Source organism: Paracoccus methylovorus (assembly GCF_016919705.1).
GTDB lineage: Bacteria > Pseudomonadota > Alphaproteobacteria > Rhodobacterales > Rhodobacteraceae > Paracoccus > Paracoccus methylovorus.
The window spans coordinates 1,116,465-1,139,571 of record NZ_CP070368.1 but is presented as its reverse complement, the minus strand read 5'-3'; the positions used below and the strand labels follow the sequence as shown (position 1 = coordinate 1,139,571).

Sequence of the window (23,107 nt, the reverse complement as noted above, 5' to 3'; positions counted from 1 at the left end):
CCCGCCGCCCGGAAAGGTAACTCCGGCCTTCCGCGGGAACATTGCGCCGGACCAAGGGTTGAGCGGGCACGACCCATGAAAACAGGAGGAGCCACCATGGCCCATGCAAGCCGCAAGAAGTTCGGGGCAGGGCAGCAGGATCAGGGCAAGGGGGATGCCTCGGGTGGCATGACCCCGGATTTGGTCGATAACCTGCCCGACAACATGGTTCTGTCCAATCGCGATACCTCTCGCCATTCCGACCAGCGCGGGCTGGACGGACGCCATGTGCAGAACCAGCAACATCAGGATCATGTCGCCAGCCGTTCGGATACGGATGCGGACGATCTGCCCGACACGCGCCCCCGGGACGCGACCGAACGCGACGAACCCTGATGGCGCCGCGCTCTTTCTGGAAAGGCTATCTGAAGCTCTCGCTGGTCACTTGTCCGGTGTCGATGATGCCGGCCACAAGCGAGGGCGAAAAACTGCGTTTTCACACGCTGAACGCCAGGACGGGCAACCGCGTGGTCAGCCAGTATGTCGATGCCGGAACCGGCAAGCCCGTGGCCGAGGATGACGAGGTCAAGGGTTATCCCAAGGGCGAGGATGAATATGTCCTGCTTGAGGATGACGAGATCGATTCGGTGGCGCTGGAAAGCACCCGCACCATTGATATCGACATGTTCGTGCCTGCGGATTCCATCGGCTGGCTTTGGTATGACAAGCCGCATTATCTGGTCCCGGACGACCCTATCGGCGAAGAAGCCTTTGGCGTGATCCGCGATGCCATGGGCTCGACCGGAACGGTCGGCATCTCTCGGCTGGTGCTTTATCGTCGCGAACGGGCGGTGATGCTGGAGCCGCGCGACAAGGGCATCGTCTTGTGGACCCTGCGCTATGGCGACGAGGTGCGGCCCGAGGCGGATTATTTCAGCCAGATCGGTGAAGAGCCGGTCGATGCCGGGTTAATGAAGCTGGTGACCCGGCTGATCGACGAGCGCAGCATGAAATGGGACCCGGCGATGGTTGCCGATCCGGTGCAGGACAAGCTGCTGGACATCATCTCAGCCAAGACCCGGGGCCGCAAGCGCGCAGCCAAGGCACAACCCGACAAACCCGCGGCATCGGGCAATGTCGTCAACATCATGGACGCGCTGAAGAAAAGCATTGCTTCGGAAAGCAAGGCAAAGCGGCGTTAACCTGGCTTTTTCCGTCCTTTGCGCGGCGTCTCCAACGGCACTGCGGCGGCGCGAAAGCCGTCCCAGGGATCGTTGGTCAAGGTTGCCAGCCGCGTCGGCATGTTCTGGACGGTGAACCACGCGGACCCGATGCTGGCGTCGAGCTCGTCCCAGCGCAGCGGGGCGGATACGGCGGCACCGGGCCGGGCGCGGGTGGAATAGGCCGCGACGGCGGTGGCACCGCGCTGGTTGCGCAGATAGTCGATCAGGATCTTTCCGTGCCGTTTCGCCTTGCTGATCGTCGCGACGTAACGGTCGGGGCTGTCGGCGGCCATCGCCTCGGCCATCGCCTTGGTGAAGGCCTTGACTGCGGACCATTCCGCCTGCGGCACCAGCGGCGCCACGACATGCAGCCCCTTACCACCCGAGGTCTTGACGAAACTGGCAATGCCATGGTCCTCAAGACGCCGGCGCACCTCTTCGGCGGCGTCGATGACGGCGGGCCAGACCACGTCTTCCCCGGGATCGAGGTCCATGACGATCATGTCGGGCCGTTCCCAATCGGCGACGGTCGAGCCCCAAGGATGGATTTCCAGCGCGGCGGATTGGACCAATCCCATAAGCCCGTCCAGATCGTTGATGCTGATGAGCGGTTCGTCCTTGGGGGCCTTGGGATCCTGAATCAGCGCGATGTTGGGGTTCAGCCCTTTCCAGGCGTGCTTTTGAAAGAACTTCTGGCCGGTGATGCCGTTCGGACAACGCAAAAGGGCCAGCGGCCGGCCGGTGACCCATGGCGCGATATGGTGCCAGACCTCGGCATAGTAATCGGCCAGCCCCTCTTTCGTCACGCCCTCGCCGGGCCAATACAGCCGGTCGGGATGGGTCAGATGGACACGGCGTTTTTGCGGGGCTGGGGCCTTGGCGCGGGCTTTCGTGGTCTCGCGCACGATCTCGGCTGCGGGTTTGTCCTCGCGCAGGCCGCGAAACGAGGCGTGGCGCAGATGGCCGTCGGCCGTCCATGCGCGGAATTCGACTTCGGCCACCAGTTCGGGGCGCACATAGCGGGCTTGCCGCGCCTCCTCGGCGGTCAGATGTTCGGCAAAGGGGCTGTCGGGAATGCGCATCCGCTCCAGCCGCTGGAACAGATCCTCGGCTACCGTGCGGGAGAATCCGGTTCCGACCCGGCCCACATGCTGCAAATTGCCATCTTCGTAAACGCCCAGGATCAGCGAGCCCACGGCCTTGCGCGACACCGATGATGGCACATATCCGGCGACCACGAATTCTTGCCGGGCCGAGCATTTCGACTTGACCCAGCTTTTGCCCCGACCCGCCCGATAAGGGCCGTCGCGCAGTTTCGAGACGATCCCTTCAAGGCTAAGCCGGCAGGCGTGGCGCAGGACCAGCGCGCCGCTTTCCTCAAGATGGCCGCTCAGGCGCAGGATGCCGGCGCCCTTATCCAAAAGCTGCGCAAGCAATGCCTTGCGCTGCACCAGTGCCACCGTCCGCAGATCGTATCCGTCAAGATAAAGCAGATCGAAGGCATAGAACACGAAACGGTCGGACCGGCCCGCGCTCAGATCCGCCTGAAGCGCCGAGAAATCCGAGGCCCCGGCATCTGTTTCGACCACCAGTTCGCCATCAAGTATCGCCGCGCCGACTGGCAGGTCGCGCAGCGCCAAAGGCACGGCCTTGCCAAAGCGGGTGGTCCAGTCCAGCCCGCTGCGTGTCAACAGCTTGACCCGCCCGGCCTCGATCCGGGCCTGAAGCCGGTAGCCGTCGAACTTGATTTCATGCAGCCAGCGTTTGCCCTGCGGCGGGGCCGAGACCAGCGTGGCCAGCATGGGTTCGATGAAATCCGGCATCGCGGCCTTGCGTGCGCCCTTGACGGCCGCGGGTTCGGGCGGTTGCGGGTCCGGCTTTGGCGCGGACGGCTTTTTCGCCGGGGCGGCCGATTTGCGGATGCGCCCGGTTTTCGAGGACCAGCCCGGTGTCTCGCCCGCGACATCTGCGATGGCCCGGCCGGTCTTGACCGAATCCGGCCGTTCCTCAAGGATGTCGGGCGCGTCTTCGGTTCGGGCGAATTCGTCCTCACCCTTGATCAGCAGCCAGTTTTCACGCTTTTCGCGGGGCTTGCCGCGCATGCGGACCAGATGCCAGCGCCCACCCAGCTTTTCACCCTGAAGCGTGAATTCCAGATGCCCCTTGGCATAGCCTTGATGTGCATCACCCACCGGGGTCCAGGTGCCGCGGTCCCACAGGATGACCGTGCCGCCGCCATATTCGCCTTTCGGGATCGTGCCTTCGAAATCGCCATATTCCAGCGGGTGATCCTCGACATGCACGGCCAGCCGCTTTTCGCCCGGCACCAGACTTGGCCCTTTGGCGACGGCCCAGCTTTTCAACACCCCATCCAGCTCCAGCCGGAAATCGTAGTGCAGCCGCGTTGCCGCATGTTTCTGGATGACGAAGCTGTTGCCGCGCTTGCGGGCCCGCCCGCCCTTGGGTTCCGGGGTCGAGGAAAAGTCGCGCTTCTTGCGATAGGTTTCCAGCGCCATGGCTCAGCCGCTTTTCCGTCGCGCCGCCGGCGTCTTTTTGCGAGGAGCCGCTTTCTTGGTCGCCAGACCTGCGCTTTCGCGCAGCGCAGCCATCAGATCCACGACATTTTCGCGTTTTTCGGGCTTTTTCGGCGCGATCTTGCGACCTTCCTGCTTGGCTTTGACCAGATCGGCCAGTGCCGCCTCGTAACGGTCGTCAAAGGCGGTGATGTCGAATTCACCCATCTTGGTGTCGATGATATGCTTGGCCAGATCCAGCATTTCGCCCTTGATCTTGAGGTTGGAGATGTCGCGAAACGCCTCGCTGGCCGGGCGCACCTCGTAATCGAAATTCAGCGTGGTGGCGATCATGCCGGGGCCATGTGGACGGACAAGCACCGTGCGTACGCGCCGAAACAGAACCGCCCGCGCCAGTGCTGCCATCTTTTTGCGGCGCATGCCTTCGCGGATCAGGGCAAAGGCTTCCTCGGCCGTCCGGTCTGCCGGGGTCAAGTAATAGGGCCGGTCGAAATAAACATCGTCGATATCCTTGCAGGTGATGAAACAGGCGACCGTCAGCGTCTTGTCGCTGTCGGGCACGGCACCCGCGATTTCCTCGGGCTCCAGAATGACATAATCGCCGTCGCTGACCTCGTATCCCTTGACCTGATCATCCTTTTCGACCGGCTTTCCGGTGTCGCTGTCGGTGAACTGCCGCCGCACCCGGTTTCCGGTCGCCCGGTTCAGCGTGTGAAACGCAATCCGCTCGGAGGTGGAGGCTGCGGCATGCAGGGCGACCGGGCAACTGACCTCGGCTATCTTCAGCAGTCCTTTCCAGATCGCCCGTGGTGCCACGTCCTGAATCCTTCATGGGTTGGATGACCGGGTCCACGCTTAACGCCCCGGACTGGGGGTGGTTCCTGCGCCGGCTTTCTCGGTGGTTGGTGGCGCTTTCGGGCGCTGCGTCATTTGCAGGTATGGCGGCCCTACCATCACGCCACCGTTATGGAACAGACCGGGCGTGGGACTGTTAGGAGGCCTTAACCAGACAATCACAGGAGGACCCGCAATGGACCACAGCACCCACATCCGTCTGAACGAGGATGAGTTGACCGAGGCCGTGCTGACCGGCGCCACCGTCTTTGGCCCTGGTAACGAAAGGATCGGGCACGTTTCCCGGGTATATGGCGGCGGCACCGATATTCACGTCGTGATCGATGTCGGCGGTTTTCTGGGGATCGGATCGAAACCGGTCGCGGTTCCCGCCCGCGATCTGGATTTCATGCGGGACGGCAGCAACAGCGTGCATGCCTTGACCCGCTGGACCAAGGATGAACTGAAAGAAATGCCCCAATACGTCGAATAACACGGCCATGTCGGCCCGGTCCCGGGTCGGCACACCCCTGCAAAGGAGGATTTCGTGATGGGCGAAAAGTTTGACCCGAAAGCGGAAAATGAAAAGTTCAATGAGCGCGAACGGGCGCAGGCGCAGAAGATGGGCAATGCCGATCCGGTGCTGAACCCCAGGCAGATGCCCCGCTCGAACGAACCCAACGCCGGTGGCCAGAACCGCGAGGCGGGCGACGGCAAGGCCCGGCAGAACGACCGTGCGACAAATGGTGGCGAATAGGGCCGGACGACCCGGCCGGACTTGCTGTCCCACGGCAAAAATTGAAGGATGAAGTTAATGCCAGCCAAATCCAAAGCGCAGCAAAAAGCCGCTGGAGCGGCACTGGCCGCCAAACGCGGTGAGACCAGTAAAAGCGACCTGCACGAGCCCTCGAAAAAGATGTATAAATCCATGAGCGAGAGCGAGCTTGAAGAGCTTGCCAGCACCAAGCACAAGGGAAAGCCCGAACACAAGGATTGAAGTGTTGGGGGCTGAGGTTTGGGGCAGGGGTAGAGGCTGCGGCCTCTGCCCCTTTTGCTTGTCAGTAATTCCCCGGCGGATCGCTTGCCGGAAAGGATTCGTCGCTTTGTTCGTCAACGATATCCCAGTCGCGGGGCGGGTTATCCATTTCACGGCGCCCGGCAGGGCGGATTTTCCGTTGCGGAGAATGCGATCCGGCCGGCTGTGCCATGGTATCGCAGACAGTTTTCAACGCGAAGCCGGCCGCAAGGCCGCAGAAGAACACAAGATTGCGGTTGTTCATGATAAGCTCCTTGGTCAGATCATCGGCATGCCGCCGGTGACGGCGATGGTCGCGCCCGAGACATAGCTGGACATCGGTTCGGCCAGCATCACATAGGCCGAGGCCAGCTCGACTGGCTGGGCCGGGCGCTTCATGGGGTAATTTTCACCGAACTTGGCCACTTGCTCGGGTGACATGCTGGCTGGGATCAGCGGCGTCCAGACCGGGCCGGGGGCCACCGCGTTCACCCGGATGCCGCGTTCCGCCAGCATCTGCGCGAGGCCGGTGGTAAAGTTTTGGATGGCGCCCTTGGTCGTGGCATAGGCCAACAGCTTGGGATTGGGTTTGTCGGCATTGATCGAGGCGGTGTTGATGATCGCCGAGCCCTTGGGCATGTGCGGCACCGCCGCCTTGGTCAGGTAAAAGATCGCGTCGATATTCACGGCAAAAGTGTGGCGCCACTCTTCGTCCGGAATATCTTCGATGCCGTCGAACAGGGTTTGATGGGCGGCGTTGTTGACCAGAATGTCGATCCGGCCAAAGCGTTCAACCACCTGCCTGACGATCTGGCGGCAATGGTCGGGCTGGGCGATGTCGCCGGGGATCGACAGGCAGTCGCGCCCCGCTTCGCGCACAAGATCGGCGGTGCTGGCCGCATCCTCGGTCTCGTTCAACCAGGACAGCGCCACGTCGGCGCCTTCGCGGGCATAGGCAATCGCGACCGCGCGACCGATGCCGCTGTCGCCGCCAGTGATAAGCGCGACCTTGCCCTCCAGCCGTCCGGCGCCTTTCCAACTGCTCTCACCATGATCGGGACGGGGATCCATCTGCTGAAAGCTGCCGGGCAGGGATTGCTGCTGCTCAGGAAAGGGGGGCTTGGGATAGTCGGTCATCTGTCGGGCCTTTCTTGGGGGGCGGGCTGGCCGGGCTGCTTGTTGCCGTTACCGTGCCGGTTCGGGTCGTCGGTGACGGCGCCAGCCGGGTCCACGCGTTGCTGTCGCTGATCAAGCACATCCGGCGCAGGTTGCCGCAGGCGGTCCAGTGCCGAATCCGGTATGACCTGCGAGGTCTTGGTTGGGTTGCGGACCGGGGGGTAACGATCAAGCCCGGTCGATGTTCCCGGCGCGCGGCTTGCCATGGCTTGCGCGGCGATCAGCCCCAGCGACAGCCCGACCCCCAGCGCCACCAGCCCGGCTATGACGCCCAGAGGCGACAGCACCAGTTCCCATCCCGGCCGCAGGCGCGCCGGCATCAAGCCATAGTCGATCAGCCCCGCAATCGTGGCGGTGGCCAAGCCCGTAAGCCAGGCCACTGCGGCGCCTCCGCGTGCCGCCTTGCGGATCAGCAGCACGGCCACCGCCGCCCAAAAGAAGCAAGAGACGACATGAATGGCCGCGCCCAGCCCGGTATGGGTCAGATCGAACGCGGTCGTCGTAGCAGCGGCCGGCCCGTGCAGCGCATGGGTGGTGGCGTTCAGCGGCATCCAGACCGGCAGGCCGCGCAACGCGGACGACACCCCAAGTGCTAATGCCGAGAGCACGGCTGCGAAAGCTCCGGCCAAGGGCCACGCCAGGTCGAAACGGGCCATCGCAATCGGACGGGTCATCGGTTCCTCCTTTTCGCATATGGATCGGAACCTTTGGGCGGGCTGGTTTGTTCCCAGCCACGTTCTGCTGTGCCGGCACTGGGCAGGCCATCGCGTCGGAGAGAAATCCCCGTCAGGCGCCGGTTCTCAGTGAAAAGCCGGACAGCAAAAGGGCTATGGTGAGTTTCGCAAGAGAGGTGGTCGCCAACCCTGCTAGGTCAGGCGCCAGTATTTGCGTCTAGCGGCCGTCCTTAGCGCGGCCGTGACGGCGATGGCGGGCGTCCTCAAGCGCGGCCTCCAGCCGCTTAGCCAGATCGCGCAGGCGTGGCGAAATCGGTTCCTTTTCCGTCTGCGCCAGCAGTTCGGACAGGGCTTTGTCGAGGTCGGGATCGACAATCGGGCCACTTTCGCGGTCGGCCATCAGGAACTCCCTGCTTCCATGCAACTTTACATATTTTAATCGAACGGCGGCGGTTGGCGACTCCTTTCCAATCGGGATATTGCAATGGTGCTGAAAGATCACGATTTTGAGGCCATCCTTCGCTGCTTCGTCCGGTCAATTGGGCCGCGACAGCTTTTGCCGTTGCCAGATCCCTTCGATAAGCGCGATCAGCAGCGAGCCGATTTTCTGATCCGAATCCAGATGGGGTAAAAGGGCCAGCGCCTCTTTCAATGCATCCGCGACCAGATCATCGGCCAGCACCCTGTCATGAACGATGAACCGCGCCATGGCCCGAAGTCGCGGGATCATTTCCATCACCGTCATGTCCGGCGTGCAATGCAGTCCCGCACCATAGAGGGCAGTGTGCAGCAGCACGGCCGTGGCCAGGGCCTCGGGTCCGTCGTGGCTGGAAACGACGCAGGCATGCGCGTAGTGATGCGCGGGATGCGCCGGATCCGTGGTGAACATGACAAAGGGAATGCCCGCCGCTTGCAGGCTGTCCGCCACTGGCGCAGGATCGCGCAGGTTCAGCACGGCCACATCGACCTGAACCAGATCACGAGGATCGACCATCGCCCCGGCGATGCCACGGCCGGGCAGGTGAATGTCAGCCGCTTCGTCCCCCGACCAAAAAGGCGTCAGGCGATAGCGGGCCATCATCGCAGGCAAGGCCACGGGTTGGGCAGAATCCGAACCTTTGATCAGGACCTCGACCGATGCGCCCGCTTCGCGCAGGTAATCCGCGACCGAGCAGGTGTCGGGCAGGTCGTCCTCCCACAACGCCAGCCGCAACCCGTGCAGATCGGCGTTGCGGTAAAAATGCCGGACCCCGGCCGGAGAGATGCATGAGGGGTTTTTCCGGTTCGGCATCGTTTGATCCTTGGGCTGGTCAAGCGGGAATACGGCCGGTGCGATGCTTATTGCGTCGGTTCCGCCGGCTCGGCTGCGGGCGCTCCGTCCACCGGAGCCGCGCCTGTTGCCGGAGGTTCCGCGATCTCTCCCACGGGTCCGGGCACTTCACCGGGGATTTCCGGGTCGGTGGTTTCATCGTTGAACCACCACAAAAAGCCCCCCAGCGCGATTAGCACCACCACGATGATCCCAATGATCGGAACGATATGGTGGCGCTTTTGCTTTTCCAGATTGGTGCGTGGTGCAGACATCGGAACCTCCAGCGGATATGTCGGGTGGCCCCCATTTCGGCGGCCTTGTTAGAAAACTGCCCGGCGGCGGGGTTGTTCCCTGTTCTTTTCCGAAGTGCCGCTTATGCCGTCGGCCATGCACCGAGGATTTCTTCCAAGGGTGCGGTCTCGATCTGCTGCGAAAAGCGGGAACGATAGACGGTCATCGCCGCGTCGTGGCCCTGATCGGTCGAAGAGCAGACGGCATCGCTGACCAAAACCACCCGATAGCCAAGGTCTACCGCACCCAGCACTGTCGCGAGCACACAGACGTCGGTTTCGCCCCCGGTGACCACCAGCGTCGTGACCCCCGCCCCGCGCAGCAGGTGATGGAGCGAGCCGTCATGCCAAGGCGAATAAACCGGCTTGTCGACCACTCGGGCGGGCGGGGTGTATCGCGCCAGTTCTGGCAACAGTTCCAACCAATCGCCATCCAGCCGATCGCGCAGCATCTGGGGCCATTCGGCGTAATAACGTGCCCATGTACCCGGCGCGGCCTCCAGCCGGGTGGGCGGAATGAAGCGGGTAAAGAGTGTGCGTTCAGGCCGCGCCGCGATCAGCGTCAGTGCGACGGGCAGGATCCGTTCAATCCAAGGCACGGCCCAAGGTGAACCGGGGGCAAACAATCTTTGCATGTCGACGCAAAGATGCAGCGTCTGGGGCGACAAGGGACCGAATCTAAGTGTTTCTGCCATGACAGGGGGCTGCGATGAATGGGGCTGCTCACCTCCAACCGCACGGCGAGGGAATCGTTCCGGTGCTGACGCGGGCCCACGGGACTTTTCCGCAGATCCACGCTATGGATGACGATGCGGGAAACCGGCCGAGCGGTTTCGGCGTTGCGCTGTTTTGCGCTTGCGGGCGACTGCGTGAAAGCAGTTTTAAATACGGCATCAAGAGGGTGGGGAATGGGCGGATCGGTGCATTTTCTGGATGGCGGCGGCGAGATGGGCAAGGCCATCCGTGAACATGACTGGGCCGGCAATGAACTCGGTCCCCCAGACGGCTGGCCCTCGGCGCTTAAAATCGCGCTTGGTATGGCGCTGAATTCGAAATTTCCCAAATGCATTGTGTGGGGGCCGGGGCTGATTGCCCTGCACAACGATGCCTTCCGTCCGATTCTGGGGGACAAGGACAACACGCTTGGCCGCGCGTTTTCCGACGTGTGGCGCGAGGTCTGGCCCGAGATCGGCCCCATCGCCGAGCGAGCCTATGCCGGAGAAGCGACCTTCATCGAGGACTTTCCGCTGGTTGTGAATCGCTATGGCTATCCGGAGGAGTGTCATTTCACCTTCTGCTATAGTCCCATCCGTGACGAGAGCGGTGTAGTGCGGGGCATGATCGACACGGTGATCGAGACGACCGGCAAGGTTCAGGCCAGTCGGCAGTTGCGCCTTATCAACGGCGAACTGGGTCATCGGATCAAGAATACGCTGACCGTGGTCTCGGCCATCGTCAACCAGACGCTGCAGAGCCACACCGGTCAGGATGCGCGCGATATCTTGCGTCAACGTATCGGCGCACTGGCGCAGGCGCAATCGCTACTGACCGATTCCAGCGCGCTGGATGCCGAGATAGGGCAGGTGATCCAGCAGGCGCTGACGCCTTTTCGCACCGGGCAAAGGCGGTTTCGCATCTCGGGCCCTCCGGTCCGGTTGTCGGCAAAGCAGGCCCTGACCTTGGCTCTTGCCATCAACGAACTGGCAACCAATGCGCTGAAATATGGTGCGCTGTCGGTCCCCCAAGGTGCAATCGATCTGAGTTGGACCAGCGGGCGGCCCCATAGCGACGACCCCTTTCGCCTGATATGGGCGGAGTCCGATGGGCCGCCTGTGGCGTGTAGCACGGGCAAAGGGTTCGGCTCGCTCATCATCGAGCATGTGCTCGCGCAGGATTTTATGGGCGAAAGCGTGATTTCGCATCGGCCACAAGGGTTGTGTTGTGAATTACGCACCAAGATGAACTGTCTGGGCGTCGGGCCGAGCGCGCAGACCTGATCCCAGGCCGTCGGCATCCCGCTTTTCCCGTCGGATGCCGGCCTATTCGATCACCGCGCAGGCAAGCCGGTCGCCGGCGCCCCCGGTGGGCTGGGTGCTGTAGTCGTCGGGGCCGGCGTGGATCATCAGCGCCCGACCCTTGATCGCATTCGTCCCCTCCGCCAGCGTGACCAGTGGGTTGAATACCTGCGCCCGCGCTGTGCCTTCGGCGTCTGCCCAGACGTTGGGCATGTCGCCGGCATGGGGGCCGCCGTCCGACAGGATGCCATGCGGTGCGTCAGAAGGGTTGAAATGCCCTCCTGCGGATTCATGTCCGGTGTTGTGATCGCAGCTTCCCGTTTCGTGAATGTGAAACGCCACCCATTGATTTTGTGGCAGCCCGGTCGCTTCGATCTGGATCAGCACCCCGCTCGGTGTGGGTGTAAGCACGGCCGTGCCCGCCTCTTGCCCGTTGGCGTCAATGAAAACTGCCTTTGCGTCTTGCGCATGGGCCGTAGCCGGCAGCGCAGCAAGGCCAAGGGCCAGAAGATATCTATGCATTTTCTTTCTCCAAATGATGGAAGGAGAACCGGCGCGGACGACCTTTGTTCCCGCATGGTCCCCATTCCACCCTTGCCCAGCGGATGGGTTACAGGTCACGGCGGAATTCCTCGATCAGCCACTGGACGACGCTGCGAAAAGCTTCGTCCGGCGTAGCGCCCGCAGCGATGGCCGAAGCGAACAGCGCACGCTGCTGCCCGGCCGCGTTGCCGCGCGTGATCATGTTGCGCAATCCAGCCACCGCAGGCTGGCTATCCAGCGCGTCGGCATCCTCGGAAATTGCCGCCAGCCAATCCTCGGCGATCTGATCGAAGGGAAGGATGCTGCGGGTCCCAAAGTCGATCAGCCCCTCGGTCAGCCCATAACGTGTCGCGCGCCAGCGGTTTTCGCCTAACAGGAAGTTATCGTATTGCCGCCAGCGCAAGTTCCGGCGCGATAGTCGCCACAGCATACGCAGCGTCGCCTGCACCAGCGCGACCAGAGTGATCGTGTCGTCCAGTCGCGGGCAGGCGTCGCAAATCCGGGTTTCCAGGGTCGGAAAACGTGCGGAGGGGCGCAGATCCCACCAGATTTTGCTGGCATCCTCGATAACCCCCGTTTCGGTCAGCGCCGTAACAGATCGGTCGAATTCGTCCCAACTGCCCAAGCGAGGTGGCAGGCCCGTGCGCGGATAGCCGGCGAAAACCGTCGTGCGGTAAGAGGCAAGCTGCGTATCGTCGCCCAGCCAGAACGGGCTTGATGCGGAAAGTGCCAAGAGATGCGGCAGGAACCACGATAGCTGATTCATCAGGTCGATGCGCATGGCCCTGTCGGGAATGCCCACATGAACATGCATGCCGCAAATCAACATCCGTCGCGCGACGCCACCCATCTCTTGGGAAAGTTGGTTATAGCGGTCTTTGTCGGTATGGTCCTGTTCCCGCCAGTCAGCAAAGGGATGGCAGGCGACCGAGATCGGCGCCAAGCCGAAGTCGGCCGCATGGCGCGCGATACTGCCGCGCAGATGGGCCAGACATGCGCGGCCCTCGGCAACATCGGTGCAGACAGGTGTGCCGATTTCGATCTGGCAACGCAGGAATTCGGGGCTGACCTGATCGGCAAGTTCGTCCTTGCATGCCTTCATCAGCGCATCGGGAGCCTCGCTGAGATCACCGGTCTGGGCATCGACCAGCAGATACTCCTCTTCTATTCCCAGCGAGAATTCGGCTTCTAAACTCATGTCGCGCCCTTTCCGGTCGGCTTTGGCTTCAGAGCGAACCCAGTCAGGCCAAGGTTGTTCCCGTTTTGTGTCACCCTGCGGAAGTCATGCCCTGACCGGACGCTGATCAATATGCCGGCTTACCGGGATGTTTGCATTAATACTGGCCATCCCCATGGCGCTCCATTTCATTATGTGTCCTCTTAATCTTCTTTCCGTGCTATTTTCGGGAGGAGGAACGCCTCATGGATGTATCATCGAAGGTCGGGAAGTCAGTGCCGCGCGATGCTGTCAGCGAGGTCGCTCAGCAGCGGATGAGCGTGTTGGAGTTGGCCCGCGAACTGGGTAATGTCGCTGAGGCCTGCCGCCAGCGCGGCATGGACCGCACCAGCTTCTATGAGTGGAAGCGGCGTTTCCAGATGCAGGGCTTCGACGGGCTGAAGGACCTTCCGCCGATCCACAAGTCACGCCCGCAGGCGACGGCACCGGAGGTGATGGAGCGCATTCGGGCCCTAGCGCTCGACCATGCGGCCTACGGCTGCAACCGGCTGCAACCGGCTGGAAGCGATCCTGTCGCTGGAAGGCACGCGGGTCTCGGCGATCACCATCCAGAAGCTGCTGAACGAGAACGGCCTGGGCACACGGATCGAACGCTGGCTGGCGCTGGAGGAGGCCAATGCCGGCCGTGCCATCGACATCACACCCGAGCAGGCCGCCTTCCTGGAGAAGCTCAACCCCTGCTTCCGCGCGCCACGTCGAAGCACCGCTCCCGGCGAACTGCTGTCGGCCGACACCTTCTTCGTCGGCAGCCTGAAGGGCGTGGGCAAGGTCTACCTGCACGCAGTGGTCGAGACACCTACGGCTCCTATCACCAAACGTCAGAAGCATCTGATCGCCGAGCTGAACCATGCGCTGCATGCCAAGCGGTCGGAAAAGCTGACCGAGGATGAGCGGCAGCTGGCGTTCGAGGACCTGTCCATCGCGTTGGCCGAGGTCGAGGCGGAGAAGAAAACGCGGGCGGTCAAAGCGGGTGACGGGGCGACCGGGCCCGCCCCCAAGCGGAGCATCGGCAACCTGCCAGCTGCGTTGCCCCGCATCGAAGAGGTCATCGAACCCGCTAGCCTGATCTGCCCTTGCGGCTGCGGCGTCATGCACAGGATCGGCGAAGACCGCAGGGATTGGCTGGACATCATCCCTGCGCAGCTGCGCGTCATTGTCACCGCGCGCCCGAAATACGCCTGCCGCACCTGCACCGACGGGGTGACGCAGGCATTTGCGCCCAGTCACCTGATCATGGGTGCACGAGATGTTCTACGACAGCGTCGATGCAATGCAGGCCGATCTTGACGCCTGGCTCGTCCACTACAACACCAAACGACCCCATCTCGGCTACCGCAACATGGGTCGCAGACCGATCGAAACCATCATGTCATTCGTTAGCCAAGAAGGTTAAGAGCACACATTATTCGCCCGGAACAGACCGGGTAGACCCGCGAGCATTATCCCTTTCGACGACCGAACGAATATTACGAATTGAAAGCCATTTACTACTCCCGCAGAGCAGTAACTTCATTCACCGGTACCACGCCGCCACCCTTAAGGACCAGTTCTGGACCGTTCTGGGTAAACTCAATCCCGGTTACACGACTATACGCTTCGACATTCTGAGCAATTACGGTTCCGTCGCTTTTCGTTACCTCCAGGTAAAAACTATAAAAACCGGGCGGCAGAAGATCTCCGTTGGGTTTCCTGCCTTGCCAATCCAGTTCTCGCGAAGTGAGTCCTATGTTTTGCCGCAGAACTTCATTGCCAAGTTGGTCTTTGGTGATGAGGTCAAAATTTGTAGCGTTAGCATTACTTTCTATTGCCAAGGTTAAGGGTGAATCATCAAAAAACACCGGACAGCTCACCCGAGCCTCTCGGCCGATCCAGCTGGAAAATCGGCTAATATCACCTCCGTCGGCATTCTGAAGAAGTTGAGAAAGTAGCAGATTGGTTTGCACCTGTTGCTCAACACTGGAAAAAGTTGCAAGCTGAACGGCAAAATCCGTGCTTTCCATTGGATTTAACGGATCTTGATTCTTCACTTGAGTTGTTAGCATCTTGAGGAATATTTCGAATTGGTTTGCAATCCCCACGTCACCGAAGGTATTAACAGCCTGAGATCTACCTTCATTAATTCCGTTAATAGAAGATGTTGTGCCAATGTCTACCATGAGTAATCTCCTAAAGTCGAATATCAATACCGCAATTTCTTGAATCTGCAGAGGTGCCTGCCAAACTGGATTTTCCCGTGAGCACTTGCAGATGTTGATGCTCCGTCAGTTTAGGCATGTCTGTGGTAGGGTGGCTTTGCGAGTGCTGTTTTTCTTTTTCATTTGAAAAGGAAATGTCGATTCCGCCCATCCCGGCATCGCGAAGTTCTTTTTCTAGCAAGGTCGAATTTCTCCTTAAGAGATCAAATGTTTCCTGCCTATCCGCAAGTACCGTCAAGGATGGGTTGTCCCCGGAAGTAATCAACATCCTGACCTTGCCTAATTCTTCTGGATCCAGCACAATCTCAATAAATCCACTTTGCACGTTCGTTAGCTTTTCGAATATCTGGCGTATAACATGTGGAGGTTCAATATTTATCGATTTATCGGCGTTTGTAACGCATGGGTTTTTTGAATGAACAAAGCTCTTCATGCCATGCATATTGACATGCGCAGCCATTTGATCGAAAGGATCAGGTAGTTCACTTTTCCAAATTATTTCACTTGTAAGCGGCTCTATGTTTAGTGAATCTGAATTATCTGCTGGGCTATGATTAACGGATTCAGCTCCGCTGGATAATTTCCCAATGTCATGATCGCCGACGTCTGTCAAATCAGATTTCGTTCTTGGGTGCTCCTCCTCAGTCTCTTTAATTTCGAGCTGACCAGATTCCTTGATTAAACCTGAACGTTCCGGATCATGGGAGAGCGTCAGACGTTCCTTGTTAACCAAGTTTCCTGCAGGGTACGAGGACACCGCATTATCTGTGTCATCGTGGTTTGGGTTCGTCTCATCCTCGAAGAATTCGTACTTCTCTGAAGTTTCACCAGAAACTGCCGTTTCGATCAATGCCCCGAACCCGACGGCTTCCGGTCCCTCGGGACATTCTTGGTTGAAATTTAACGCACTTTTTTGTGCTGCGGGCAGTTTATGATACACAAAATACATCTCCACTCGCGCACCCTCAATCCTGACAAAGCCGTCTGTACTTTGGCACATTAAGATTACCAAATATTTACCTATCACATCTAAATTTGTGTCTTGCTGAACATTTTGCAACATGGAGAATCGATTTGGATACGATGGCGGTAACCGGCGTGATGAGGATTGTGCGCGCGCAGAATCAGCGCCTTGCAAACGGCCTTGAGCAGGCATTCCTTGCTGAAGCATTAAAATATGCAGGCCCACAGGAATCGTCCGGAGAGTTTTCCGGCGGTGTTGGCGAATCGCAATTCTCAAGCATGTTGAACGATTTTTATGCAGATGCAATTGCCCAGCGGATTGACATGCGCCTTCACACCCGGACGGAGATGACCAGATGATCAAGACCATGCATCTTATTGAGCAGGCACGAAATGATCTTCTCATGTTTCAGCCGGAGCAGGCTTTAACAAAACTTGAAGAGTTTGAGAGGCATCTGGTTTCAGGGCGGGTAAGTAAAGAGTGTCTCGAGGAATACAAGATCGCACTGCGCGATATTCAGACTCTCGCCGCCGCCGCCCGCGATGGTGTCGCGGCTGTACAGCAGCAACTTACTGAAATTATGACTTTATCACGTAGTCTGGATACTTACGACCGAGAAGGCAGGAAGATCGGCAACCGCATTTCATGCCAACACGAGCAAAGATTTTAAATAAATTTGTGCACACTCTTTGATTGCTTCCGGATCTTTGTCAGGGGTTTATTCATGAAAGGCGGATAGACCGATGACGTGACGAAGGTCATCGGGTTCGCCCCGCAGGCCAGAAGGCCGATTATATTTGAAATGGGTAAAATTGCCCCATAATGGAGATTAAAAATGTCCAGCATTCTGACTAATAATGGTGCGATGGTCGCGCTGCAAACCCTGAAGGGGATCAACGCGAACCTGACAAAGGCCCAGAATGATATCTCGACTGGGAAAAAAGTTGCAAATGCGCAAGATAACGCAGCTGTCTGGGCTATCTCTAAGGTCATGGAATCTGATCAGTCCGCGTTCAAGGCGCTTCAAAGCAACTTGAATCTTGCGGAAGCTGTTGTTGCAACTGCTCGCTCGGGTGCTGAGCAAATTCAAAAACTTCTCATTGACATGAAAGATCTCGCTATCAGCGCAGGTAGCGATGCAAATCCTTTCGACATTGTTGATGCTCAAATCGCTGAGCTGAAGAATCAGATTGATTCCATCATTTCTGGAACTCAGATGAATGGAGTGAATCTTCTCAAAACCAACCCGATTGGGGCTGCTACCTCTTTTACCGTATTGGCTTCTCTGGACCGGACCTCGGGAACTGTTGCTACCACGGCTCAGAAAATCACAGTAGACTCTGTTGACTTTGAAGGAGATATTGAGGGCGCCACGATCACGACTATCACGGATAGCGCTACTGCCTTGACGGCCATCGGTGAAATCGAGGCGCTGATCGACGTTGCCACGAAGGGCGGGACTGCGCTTGGTACGGCGGCAAAGCGGATCAACGATCAGTCGAACTTTGTGTCCAAATTGGCTGACTCACTGATGGTAGGGGTGGGCGCGCTTGTAGATGCTGATATGGAAGAAGCTTCGGCTCGTCTGCAGGCGCTGCAGACACAACAGCAGCTGGGCGTACAGGCATTGTCGATTGCCAACCAGGCTCCGCAGACAATCTTGGCGCTATTCCGCTAACGAAGGAAGGGCGCCCTATAATGGGCGCCCTTATCTTGCATAAGGTCTAGAATAGGTCCTTTGCCGTGAAACTTGCATCTACTAAAGAAACTATCAGTGGATACGGATCGCAGTATATTAGAACTTCCCGGGACAACGAATATTTTGTATTCTCAAAAATAACTAAAGAATTGACAGCTGCGATTGGGGATTCGGGTCGATTTGCTATGATTGAGGCTGTGAATGCAAACAGTCAGCTTTGGACAATCATCATCACGGATCTTACTCACTCAGAAAATAACCTGCCTGCGGATGTAAAGGCAGGTCTATTGTCGTTAGCATTTTTTTCGCTCAAGCTTGGGCGAAAAATTTTGTCCGATAAGGTTTCTGCTGATCCGCTTGTGGAAATTAATATTAGTATTATGAAGGGCTTGCGTGGGGATATGGGTTGATGGCGGGACTTCTGCTTAAGCTTGCTCCCAAAGAACGGGTGTTAATCAATGACTCCATTTTAGAAAATGGGGATGAGCGATCAAAAATAGCCATTCTTACACCAAATACCCGCATCCTTCGGTTGAGGGATGCTATTCACCTCGCCGATATTAACTCGCCAGTTTTGCGAATCTGCTATATCTGTCAGCGCTGATTACTGGGGATGCTGACGACGATGAGGGCAGTCGGCAGGCCCTTATAGGTACTGAACAACTATCTCAGGTTTTTTGTGATATCGATAGTCAAGATATTCTTGCCCAAGCATATGCCGCGGTAATTAGAGATTATTATTATAAGGCATTTATAAAGCTCAAGACACTTCTTCCAAGAGAGGTTAAATTAGCAACTATAGGTGATGTATGAGCTACAATGTTCAAGTTGGGTTCGGTGGTTATACAGGTTGGAAAATTCTCGAACGTACTATGCCGAGGCAGCGGGACGTATTTCTACAGGGTTTGGAGATAAAATCATCGAAGGACTATTTTTCGTACAAGATGCCTGGTGTGAAAACGGCAGAGCAGCTCGTTGGTGATCATAGGTTATTGACGGTTACTTTGCGCGCGTTTGGCTTGGATTCTGATGCAAATAATAAATTCTTTATAAGGAAGATTTTAGAGTCTGACCCGGACGATAAGGCAAGCTTGGTAAATAGATTGACGGATAAGCGCTATCTAAGAATGAATCAAGCCATGTTGTTGAATGCTTCAGGTGAAAGGTCGCGGGAGGCGCTGAATATTTCTGAAATTATCGAGAAATACGAAACCAGATCATTCGAGAAGAATATTGGGGAAAGATATTCTGAAATTGAGTTGGCGTTAAATGCACAACGAGAGCTTAAGGATGTTTCGGAGTCCGATTTAAGTGAGAATGCGAAGTGGTACCAGATACTCGCTTCCAAGCCTTTGCGACGGATATTTGAGGTGGCTTTTGGGCTTGGGGACAGATTTGCATCGCTTCCCATAGATCGACAGCTTTTTGAATTGAAGGATAGAACTGGAAGGTTCCTTGGTGATGATAGTGTGAGTCAGTTTAAAGTGCAGGGTAATTTGGATTCTATTCTTAGAATGTTCCTTTTGCGCGACCAAATTCGCGTATCTTCTATCGGATCTCGATATGCCAATGCGTTAACATTGTTGAGCTCGTGGCACAGGTAAATCTTTGTATGCGTTGTCTCGTCTCCATTTCTTGATGGGGGTGCGGCGGGATCAGCGTCAGGCATATCTGCTCGGCCTGGGTCACGCCTGACGCCAGCCAAGGGCAGTCCACTGCCTCATGCGGCAGGACTGCGCCCTCTGGCAACGGGCCGAAGTAGTAGGCGGTGCCGCCGATCTCGATCACATCGCCGGTCACTGACACTACGATGGGGCGGCTCTCAGTTGCGGGGATAGGGTGATTATCATTTGATACCTCACTACCAGCGGCCGATAGCCATCAGGTCGACAATTACGGCCGCGCTCGAGCGCCAGGCCAGAACCTTGCGGGTGAACCAGTCCATGACGGCGACCAGATAGAGGAAGCCCGTAAGCGGTGTTCCGATCACAGGGTGGCGGCGTAGTTCCACGGGAGCAGATCTTGGATGTTGCTCTGTTTGTGACCTTTGACGATGGCAGTGAGCGCGGTTGTCAGCCAAGCGTGGGGATCGACGCCGTTCATTTTGCAGGTCTCGATGAGCGAGGCGATGACGGCCCAGCTTTCAGCTCCGGCGTCGTGGCCAGCGAAGAGGGCGTTCTTGCGATTGAGCGCGATGGGGCGGATCGTGCGCTCGACGGTGTTGCTATCGAGTTCGACGCGGCCATCGGCCAAGAAGCGGCCGAGACCGTCGCGGTATTTGGCGATATAGGCCAGCGCCTCGCCTAGGGTCAGGACTCGTTCTCGATTCATAGCCAGAACATGACGGTTGCGGCGAGGGCGATGGCTGAGAGGAAGACCTTCGGGCATCTGTCGTAACGGGTTGCGACCCGTCGCCAGTCCTTCAGCCGCCCGAACATGATCTCGATCCGGTTGCGGCGTTTGTAGCGGCGCTTGTCATACTTGACGGGTTTTCCACGGGACTTCCGTCCCGGTATGCAGGGCTTAATCCCCTTGTCTTTCAACGCATCTCTGAACCAATCGGCATCATAGCCACGGTCGCCCAGCAGCCATTCTGCCGCCGGCAAGCTGCCCAACAGGGCCGCAGCACCGCTGTAGTCGCTCACCTGACCTGCAGTCATGAAGAACCGGATCGGCCGCCCATCAGCGTCGGTGACGGCGTGCAGTTTGGTGTTCATGCCGCCTTTGGTGCGGCCGATCAGGCGGCCCCTCTGGTCGCCGGGCCCCCTTTTTTCGCCCGCAGGCTGGAGGCCGTGCGATGCGCCTTCAGATAGGTCGCGTCTATCATCACCGTCTTCGGAACGGCCGCCTCGGAGGCCAGGCCTTCCATCATCCGGGCGAAGACGCCTTTCTCGCCCCAGCGCTTCCAACGATTATAGAGGGTCTTCGGTGGACCATACTCCTTGGGCGCATCGCACCACCGCAAGCCATTGCGATTGATGAAGATAATGCCGCTGAGAACACGCCGGTCATCGACGCGCGGCTTGCCGTGGCTCTTCGGGAAAAACGGCTGAAGGCGGGCCATCTGCGCATCCGTCAGCCAGAAAAGGTTGCTCATGATCCAGTCTCCTTGCGGAGCCTGAATCATGCCGCGCGGCTGAAATCAATGGGTCCTGACCCTAGCCAACGGTGGCGTTGTCGGGATGGCTGGCGTTCAACCGTTCGCCAAGGGTGCAGCGTTTACCAATAGCATCGTGAACAGCCCTACGCCCTTCAAGTTTGCGGACGGTGGCGGCTTTGGCTTGGGCGTCATGGGCGAAGCTGGTCCCGAGGCGGTCATGCCGTTGAAACGCGGCCCTGACGGTTCCTTGGGCGTCCAAATGTACGGCGAACGTGCTAGCCGCAGCGGTTCGGCTGATGGTGGCAAGGTGGAAGTGGCGCTAACCGTCTATGCCGAGGAAGGTGATATGTTCCGCCCTGTGGTTCGTGCCGAGGCGAAGGACATGGCTGTTCAGGTCACGACGCAAGCCATTGACCAGATGAATGACCAACTGCCCGCGCGTGTTGCCGAAATCAACCGCGACCCCCACGCCCGGTAAACCCCACGCCCCGCCTGTAACCGGGCGGGGCGGTTCATTTAAGAAATTGGTTAAATTCATGGTTGAAGCCGATAATTATGGGTGCCGTGACCTATGGGCGGCGGTGTTACTGCAAGCCTATCGTGACTGCTGGATTCCGCCCGGTTCGGATCGTGACGGCATGATCCGAAAGACGGCGCGGGCGTGGTTTCGTGGCGCTGACAGGGACATGCAGACGGTTTGTTCTATCGTCGGAATCGACTGGCGCGCTGTTCGCCAACACGTCTTGGACCAGATTGAGGCCGAGGAACCCGAACGGCTGGCGGGTTGATCCGGCGCATTCAGCCCCTTCCGAACGGCAAGCCCGGCGACGAGTAACCGGGCTGCGCGGTGCCGTCAGCAAGTTCCAACTTTGGAAAGGCGTCGAGAAACGCCGCGCCGTGCCGAGGGTGCCGGAAATAAACAGCCATTGAATCTAGGTCATGTTGACAAATGGCGGAGCCAGAGGCGGATCGACGTGATGTCGATGAAGCCCAGGAAGCTTTCGGCGGTCTTGTCGTAGCGGGTGGCGACGCGACGGGCATTCTTGAGCTTGTTGAAGCACCGCTCAACGAGATTGCGCAGGCGGTAGAGCCTGCGGTCAACGGCGACCCGTAGCTTCCGGGTTTTGCGCATGGGGATGACCGGCACCACGTCGCGCACCTCCATGGTCTTGCGGATGTTGTCGGAGTCGTAGCCGCGGTCTGCGAGCAGAACGCTTGGCTCGGGCAGGTTGTCAGCCATGACCAGATCGAAGCCGAGGTAGTCCGATGTCTGCCCGGCCGTGATCTCGGTTCTCATGGGCAGGCCTGCCGCATTGACCCGCAGATGGATCTTGGTCGTGAAGCCACCTCGCGAGCGGCCGAAACCTTGGCGCGGAGTCCCCCTTTTGCGCCCGCTGCCTGATGATGAGCGCGAACCACGGTGCTGTCGATCATCTGCAGCGCATCCGGCACGATCCGGCTCTCGTTCAGCGCCTCCAGGATCTGTTCCCACAGCCCCGCCAACGTCCAGCGCCGGAACTGCCGATAGACAGACGACCATTTGCCGAACTCTTCCGGCAGGTCGCGCCAGGGCGACCCCGTTCGGGCGATCCAGAAAATCCCATCCAGAACAAGCCGATGGTTCGTGGGCTTGCGGCCGTTCGGAGAACGGACAGCCAGGATGAAGCGTTCAAAGAACGCCCACTCGTCGTTCGACATCAGGTTTCGTGCCACGCTGGTCTCCATTGCAGATACCAGCTTGAATCACGATCACCGCGCCCGGTGAATCCCTTTTGTCAACACGCCCTAGGCAGCTTGATAGCGTCCCGCCGCTGTGGATGGCATAGTTATCCCGGCCAAGCTGTTCGTCTAGCCATCTGTGCACATCATCCAGCATTGTGCCGTACCCGTACGGTGGAACAAGCAGGAAGATTCGTACCGGGAACGCCGGGTCATCTATCTTGTGCTGGGGGGTGCTGCGCCTGACCATGTTTGCCGTGATCTGTTCGGGGGAACGCGCCCGGCTACAGAGGGATGGAGGGGAGAGCCGGGCGCTATTTGTTCCTATTTTGTTCCTGCAATGGTGTCAATGATTCTGTAGCCGGGCGTATCGGGACGCATTGAATCTGGTTGGATAGGCGGGATGATAAGCAATCCACCGATCGACTTCTAAGTTACTGATTTTATTGATAAAAAAATGATAGCTGGCGGAAGCGGTGGGATTCGAACCCACGGTGGAGTCTCCCCCACGCTGGTTTTCAAGACCAGAGCCTTAAACCACTCGGCCACGCTTCCAAGCCCGCAGGGGATAGGCCGGCATCGGGCGCTAGGCAAGAGG

The 23,107-nt window shown here is 58.6% G+C and carries 29 protein-coding genes, 1 tRNA gene and 4 pseudogenes; 17 read left to right on the top strand and 17 right to left on the bottom strand.

Translation table 11 applies throughout. The features are described from left to right. The first annotated feature begins 96 nt into the window (after positions 1-96). Positions 97-375, top strand: coding sequence for a hypothetical protein (locus JWJ88_RS05740; protein WP_205293173.1), 279 nt, complete (start codon positions 97-99; stop codon positions 373-375). Continuing rightward, complete coding sequence (gene ku, locus JWJ88_RS05735; protein WP_205293172.1) at positions 375-1,181, top strand: non-homologous end joining protein Ku; 807 nt, start codon at positions 375-377, stop codon at positions 1,179-1,181. The genes JWJ88_RS05740 and ku (JWJ88_RS05735) overlap by 1 nt, the downstream gene beginning before the upstream one ends. On the opposite strand, the gene ligD is transcribed toward ku (JWJ88_RS05735), so the two are convergent. Continuing rightward, positions 1,178-3,718 (bottom strand): DNA ligase D, encoded by a 2,541-nt coding sequence (ligD, locus tag JWJ88_RS05730; protein WP_205293171.1) that lies wholly within the window; start codon positions 3,716-3,718, stop codon positions 1,178-1,180. The two genes, ku (JWJ88_RS05735) and ligD, sit on opposite strands and share 4 nt — an antisense overlap. Before the next feature lie 3 nt (positions 3,719-3,721). Then, positions 3,722-4,552: a non-homologous end joining protein Ku gene (ku, locus tag JWJ88_RS05725; RefSeq protein WP_205293170.1), complete on the bottom strand. Its 831-nt coding sequence runs from the start codon at positions 4,550-4,552 to the stop codon at positions 3,722-3,724. Positions 4,553-4,766: 214 nt separating this feature from the next. Between ku (JWJ88_RS05725) and JWJ88_RS05720 the strand changes: the two genes are divergently transcribed. Genes JWJ88_RS05720 through JWJ88_RS05710 form a run of 3 tightly spaced genes read left to right on the top strand, consistent with a single transcriptional unit; the run spans position 4,767 to position 5,567 of the window. Then, the gene (locus tag JWJ88_RS05720; RefSeq protein WP_205293169.1) at positions 4,767-5,063 is read left to right on the top strand and encodes a PRC-barrel domain-containing protein; all 297 of its coding nucleotides are present in this window, start codon (positions 4,767-4,769) and stop codon (positions 5,061-5,063) included. A gap of 54 nt (positions 5,064-5,117) precedes the next feature. Next, on the top strand, positions 5,118-5,327 hold the full coding sequence (locus JWJ88_RS05715) for a hypothetical protein (protein ID WP_240200105.1): 210 nt from the start codon (positions 5,118-5,120) through the stop codon (positions 5,325-5,327). A 57-nt stretch (positions 5,328-5,384) separates the two neighbouring features. Beyond that, the gene (locus JWJ88_RS05710) at positions 5,385-5,567 is read left to right on the top strand and encodes a DUF3008 family protein (protein ID WP_205293168.1); all 183 of its coding nucleotides are present in this window, start codon (positions 5,385-5,387) and stop codon (positions 5,565-5,567) included. A gap of 61 nt (positions 5,568-5,628) precedes the next feature. Here JWJ88_RS05710 and JWJ88_RS05705 read toward each other — a convergent pair whose 3' ends face one another. The 7 genes from JWJ88_RS05705 to JWJ88_RS05675 form a co-directional block, all read right to left on the bottom strand. Beyond that, positions 5,629-5,850: a hypothetical protein gene (locus tag JWJ88_RS05705; RefSeq protein WP_205293167.1), complete on the bottom strand. Its 222-nt coding sequence runs from the start codon at positions 5,848-5,850 to the stop codon at positions 5,629-5,631. A gap of 14 nt (positions 5,851-5,864) precedes the next feature. Continuing rightward, positions 5,865-6,722 carry a glucose 1-dehydrogenase gene (locus tag JWJ88_RS05700; RefSeq protein WP_205293166.1) on the bottom strand — a complete coding sequence of 286 codons (858 nt, stop codon included), beginning with the start codon at positions 6,720-6,722 and terminating at the stop codon, positions 5,865-5,867. Next, positions 6,719-7,435: a hypothetical protein gene (locus tag JWJ88_RS05695; protein WP_240200104.1), complete on the bottom strand. Its 717-nt coding sequence runs from the start codon at positions 7,433-7,435 to the stop codon at positions 6,719-6,721. Before JWJ88_RS05695 ends, JWJ88_RS05700 begins: the two co-directional genes overlap by 4 nt. Before the next feature lie 217 nt (positions 7,436-7,652). Then, positions 7,653-7,835 carry a hypothetical protein gene (locus JWJ88_RS05690; RefSeq protein ID WP_205293165.1) on the bottom strand — a complete coding sequence of 61 codons (183 nt, stop codon included), beginning with the start codon at positions 7,833-7,835 and terminating at the stop codon, positions 7,653-7,655. A 135-nt stretch (positions 7,836-7,970) separates the two neighbouring features. Next, the gene (locus JWJ88_RS05685; protein WP_205293164.1) at positions 7,971-8,726 is read right to left on the bottom strand and encodes a hypothetical protein; all 756 of its coding nucleotides are present in this window, start codon (positions 8,724-8,726) and stop codon (positions 7,971-7,973) included. 47 nt (positions 8,727-8,773) lie between these two features. Further along, positions 8,774-9,019, bottom strand: coding sequence for a hypothetical protein (locus JWJ88_RS05680; protein ID WP_205293163.1), 246 nt, complete (start codon positions 9,017-9,019; stop codon positions 8,774-8,776). A gap of 101 nt (positions 9,020-9,120) precedes the next feature. Next, positions 9,121-9,636 carry a cysteine hydrolase family protein gene (locus tag JWJ88_RS05675; RefSeq protein WP_240200103.1) on the bottom strand — a complete coding sequence of 172 codons (516 nt, stop codon included), beginning with the start codon at positions 9,634-9,636 and terminating at the stop codon, positions 9,121-9,123. Between the two features lie 309 nt (positions 9,637-9,945). On the opposite strand from JWJ88_RS05675, the gene JWJ88_RS05670 reads away from it, so the two are divergent. Continuing rightward, positions 9,946-11,034 (top strand): sensor histidine kinase, encoded by a 1,089-nt coding sequence (locus JWJ88_RS05670; RefSeq protein WP_205293161.1) that lies wholly within the window; start codon positions 9,946-9,948, stop codon positions 11,032-11,034. Positions 11,035-11,076: 42 nt separating this feature from the next. Here JWJ88_RS05670 and JWJ88_RS05665 read toward each other — a convergent pair whose 3' ends face one another. Then, positions 11,077-11,574: a superoxide dismutase family protein gene (locus JWJ88_RS05665; RefSeq protein ID WP_205293160.1), complete on the bottom strand. Its 498-nt coding sequence runs from the start codon at positions 11,572-11,574 to the stop codon at positions 11,077-11,079. A gap of 88 nt (positions 11,575-11,662) precedes the next feature. Beyond that, positions 11,663-12,793 carry a carboxylate-amine ligase gene (locus JWJ88_RS05660; protein ID WP_205293159.1) on the bottom strand — a complete coding sequence of 377 codons (1,131 nt, stop codon included), beginning with the start codon at positions 12,791-12,793 and terminating at the stop codon, positions 11,663-11,665. Positions 12,794-13,017: 224 nt separating this feature from the next. Here JWJ88_RS05660 and JWJ88_RS05655 point away from each other — a divergent pair. From JWJ88_RS05655 to JWJ88_RS05645, 3 genes and pseudogenes are all read left to right on the top strand, one after another. Continuing rightward, positions 13,018-13,641: pseudogene (locus JWJ88_RS05655) on the top strand (helix-turn-helix domain-containing protein); the annotation flags it as partial. A 4-nt stretch (positions 13,642-13,645) separates the two neighbouring features. Further along, positions 13,646-14,065: pseudogene (locus JWJ88_RS05650) on the top strand (IS66 family transposase zinc-finger binding domain-containing protein); the annotation flags it as partial. Between the two features lie 13 nt (positions 14,066-14,078). Continuing rightward, positions 14,079-14,225, top strand: coding sequence for a hypothetical protein (locus JWJ88_RS05645; protein WP_407673842.1), 147 nt, complete (start codon positions 14,079-14,081; stop codon positions 14,223-14,225). A 94-nt stretch (positions 14,226-14,319) separates the two neighbouring features. Here the strand turns inward: JWJ88_RS05645 and JWJ88_RS05640 are convergent, their stop codons facing one another. Beyond that, positions 14,320-14,988: a flagellar hook capping FlgD N-terminal domain-containing protein gene (locus JWJ88_RS05640; protein WP_205293158.1), complete on the bottom strand. Its 669-nt coding sequence runs from the start codon at positions 14,986-14,988 to the stop codon at positions 14,320-14,322. Between the two features lie 10 nt (positions 14,989-14,998). Then, on the bottom strand, positions 14,999-16,090 hold the full coding sequence (fliK, locus tag JWJ88_RS05635; protein ID WP_205293157.1) for a flagellar hook-length control protein FliK: 1,092 nt from the start codon (positions 16,088-16,090) through the stop codon (positions 14,999-15,001). A gap of 11 nt (positions 16,091-16,101) precedes the next feature. On the opposite strand from fliK, the gene JWJ88_RS05630 reads away from it, so the two are divergent. From JWJ88_RS05630 to JWJ88_RS05605, 6 genes are all read left to right on the top strand, one after another. Continuing rightward, positions 16,102-16,350, top strand: coding sequence for a hypothetical protein (locus JWJ88_RS05630; RefSeq protein ID WP_407673841.1), 249 nt, complete (start codon positions 16,102-16,104; stop codon positions 16,348-16,350). Next, on the top strand, positions 16,347-16,661 hold the full coding sequence (locus tag JWJ88_RS05625; protein WP_205293156.1) for a hypothetical protein: 315 nt from the start codon (positions 16,347-16,349) through the stop codon (positions 16,659-16,661). Before JWJ88_RS05630 ends, JWJ88_RS05625 begins: the two co-directional genes overlap by 4 nt. Positions 16,662-16,826: 165 nt before the next feature. Continuing rightward, entirely contained in the window at positions 16,827-17,669 is an 843-nt protein-coding gene (locus JWJ88_RS05620; RefSeq protein WP_205293155.1) for a flagellin N-terminal helical domain-containing protein, read from the top strand. 65 nt (positions 17,670-17,734) lie between these two features. Beyond that, complete coding sequence (locus JWJ88_RS05615; RefSeq protein ID WP_205293154.1) at positions 17,735-18,100, top strand: flagellar biosynthesis regulator FlaF; 366 nt, start codon at positions 17,735-17,737, stop codon at positions 18,098-18,100. Next, the gene (locus tag JWJ88_RS22050) at positions 18,100-18,294 is read left to right on the top strand and encodes a flagellar biosynthesis repressor FlbT (protein WP_322983526.1); all 195 of its coding nucleotides are present in this window, start codon (positions 18,100-18,102) and stop codon (positions 18,292-18,294) included. The genes JWJ88_RS05615 and JWJ88_RS22050 overlap by 1 nt, the downstream gene beginning before the upstream one ends. Before the next feature lie 205 nt (positions 18,295-18,499). Next, positions 18,500-19,294: a DUF1217 domain-containing protein gene (locus JWJ88_RS05605; RefSeq protein WP_205293153.1), complete on the top strand. Its 795-nt coding sequence runs from the start codon at positions 18,500-18,502 to the stop codon at positions 19,292-19,294. Positions 19,295-19,676: 382 nt separating this feature from the next. On the opposite strand, the pseudogene JWJ88_RS05600 reads toward JWJ88_RS05605, so the two are convergent. Both JWJ88_RS05600 and JWJ88_RS05595 read right to left on the bottom strand, forming a co-directional pair. Further along, positions 19,677-19,997 (bottom strand): annotated as a pseudogene (locus tag JWJ88_RS05600) (transposase domain-containing protein); the annotation flags it as partial. A 20-nt stretch (positions 19,998-20,017) separates the two neighbouring features. Then, positions 20,018-20,787 (bottom strand): IS5-like element ISPak1 family transposase gene (locus JWJ88_RS05595; RefSeq protein WP_240200102.1). Its coding sequence is split into 2 segments (ribosomal slippage): positions 20,018-20,451 and positions 20,451-20,787, totalling 771 coding nucleotides; the frame shifts between segments, so codons are not numbered across the junction. Between the two features lie 85 nt (positions 20,788-20,872). Between JWJ88_RS05595 and JWJ88_RS22125 the strand changes: the two genes are divergently transcribed. Both JWJ88_RS22125 and JWJ88_RS05585 read left to right on the top strand, forming a co-directional pair. Next, a complete protein-coding gene (locus JWJ88_RS22125) occupies positions 20,873-21,268 on the top strand; it encodes a phage tail tape measure protein (RefSeq protein WP_407673840.1) in 396 nt (131 codons plus the stop codon). Positions 21,269-21,428: 160 nt separating this feature from the next. Next, positions 21,429-21,578, top strand: a complete 150-nt coding sequence (locus JWJ88_RS05585; RefSeq protein WP_205293152.1) for a hypothetical protein — start codon at positions 21,429-21,431, stop codon at positions 21,576-21,578. Between the two features lie 149 nt (positions 21,579-21,727). Here the strand turns inward: JWJ88_RS05585 and JWJ88_RS05580 are convergent. Together JWJ88_RS05580 and JWJ88_RS05575 are read right to left on the bottom strand one after the other, a co-directional pair. Beyond that, a pseudogene (locus JWJ88_RS05580) lies at positions 21,728-22,488 on the bottom strand (IS5 family transposase). A gap of 486 nt (positions 22,489-22,974) precedes the next feature. After that, positions 22,975-23,064 (bottom strand) — tRNA-Ser (locus JWJ88_RS05575). Positions 23,065-23,107 lie beyond the last annotated feature (43 nt).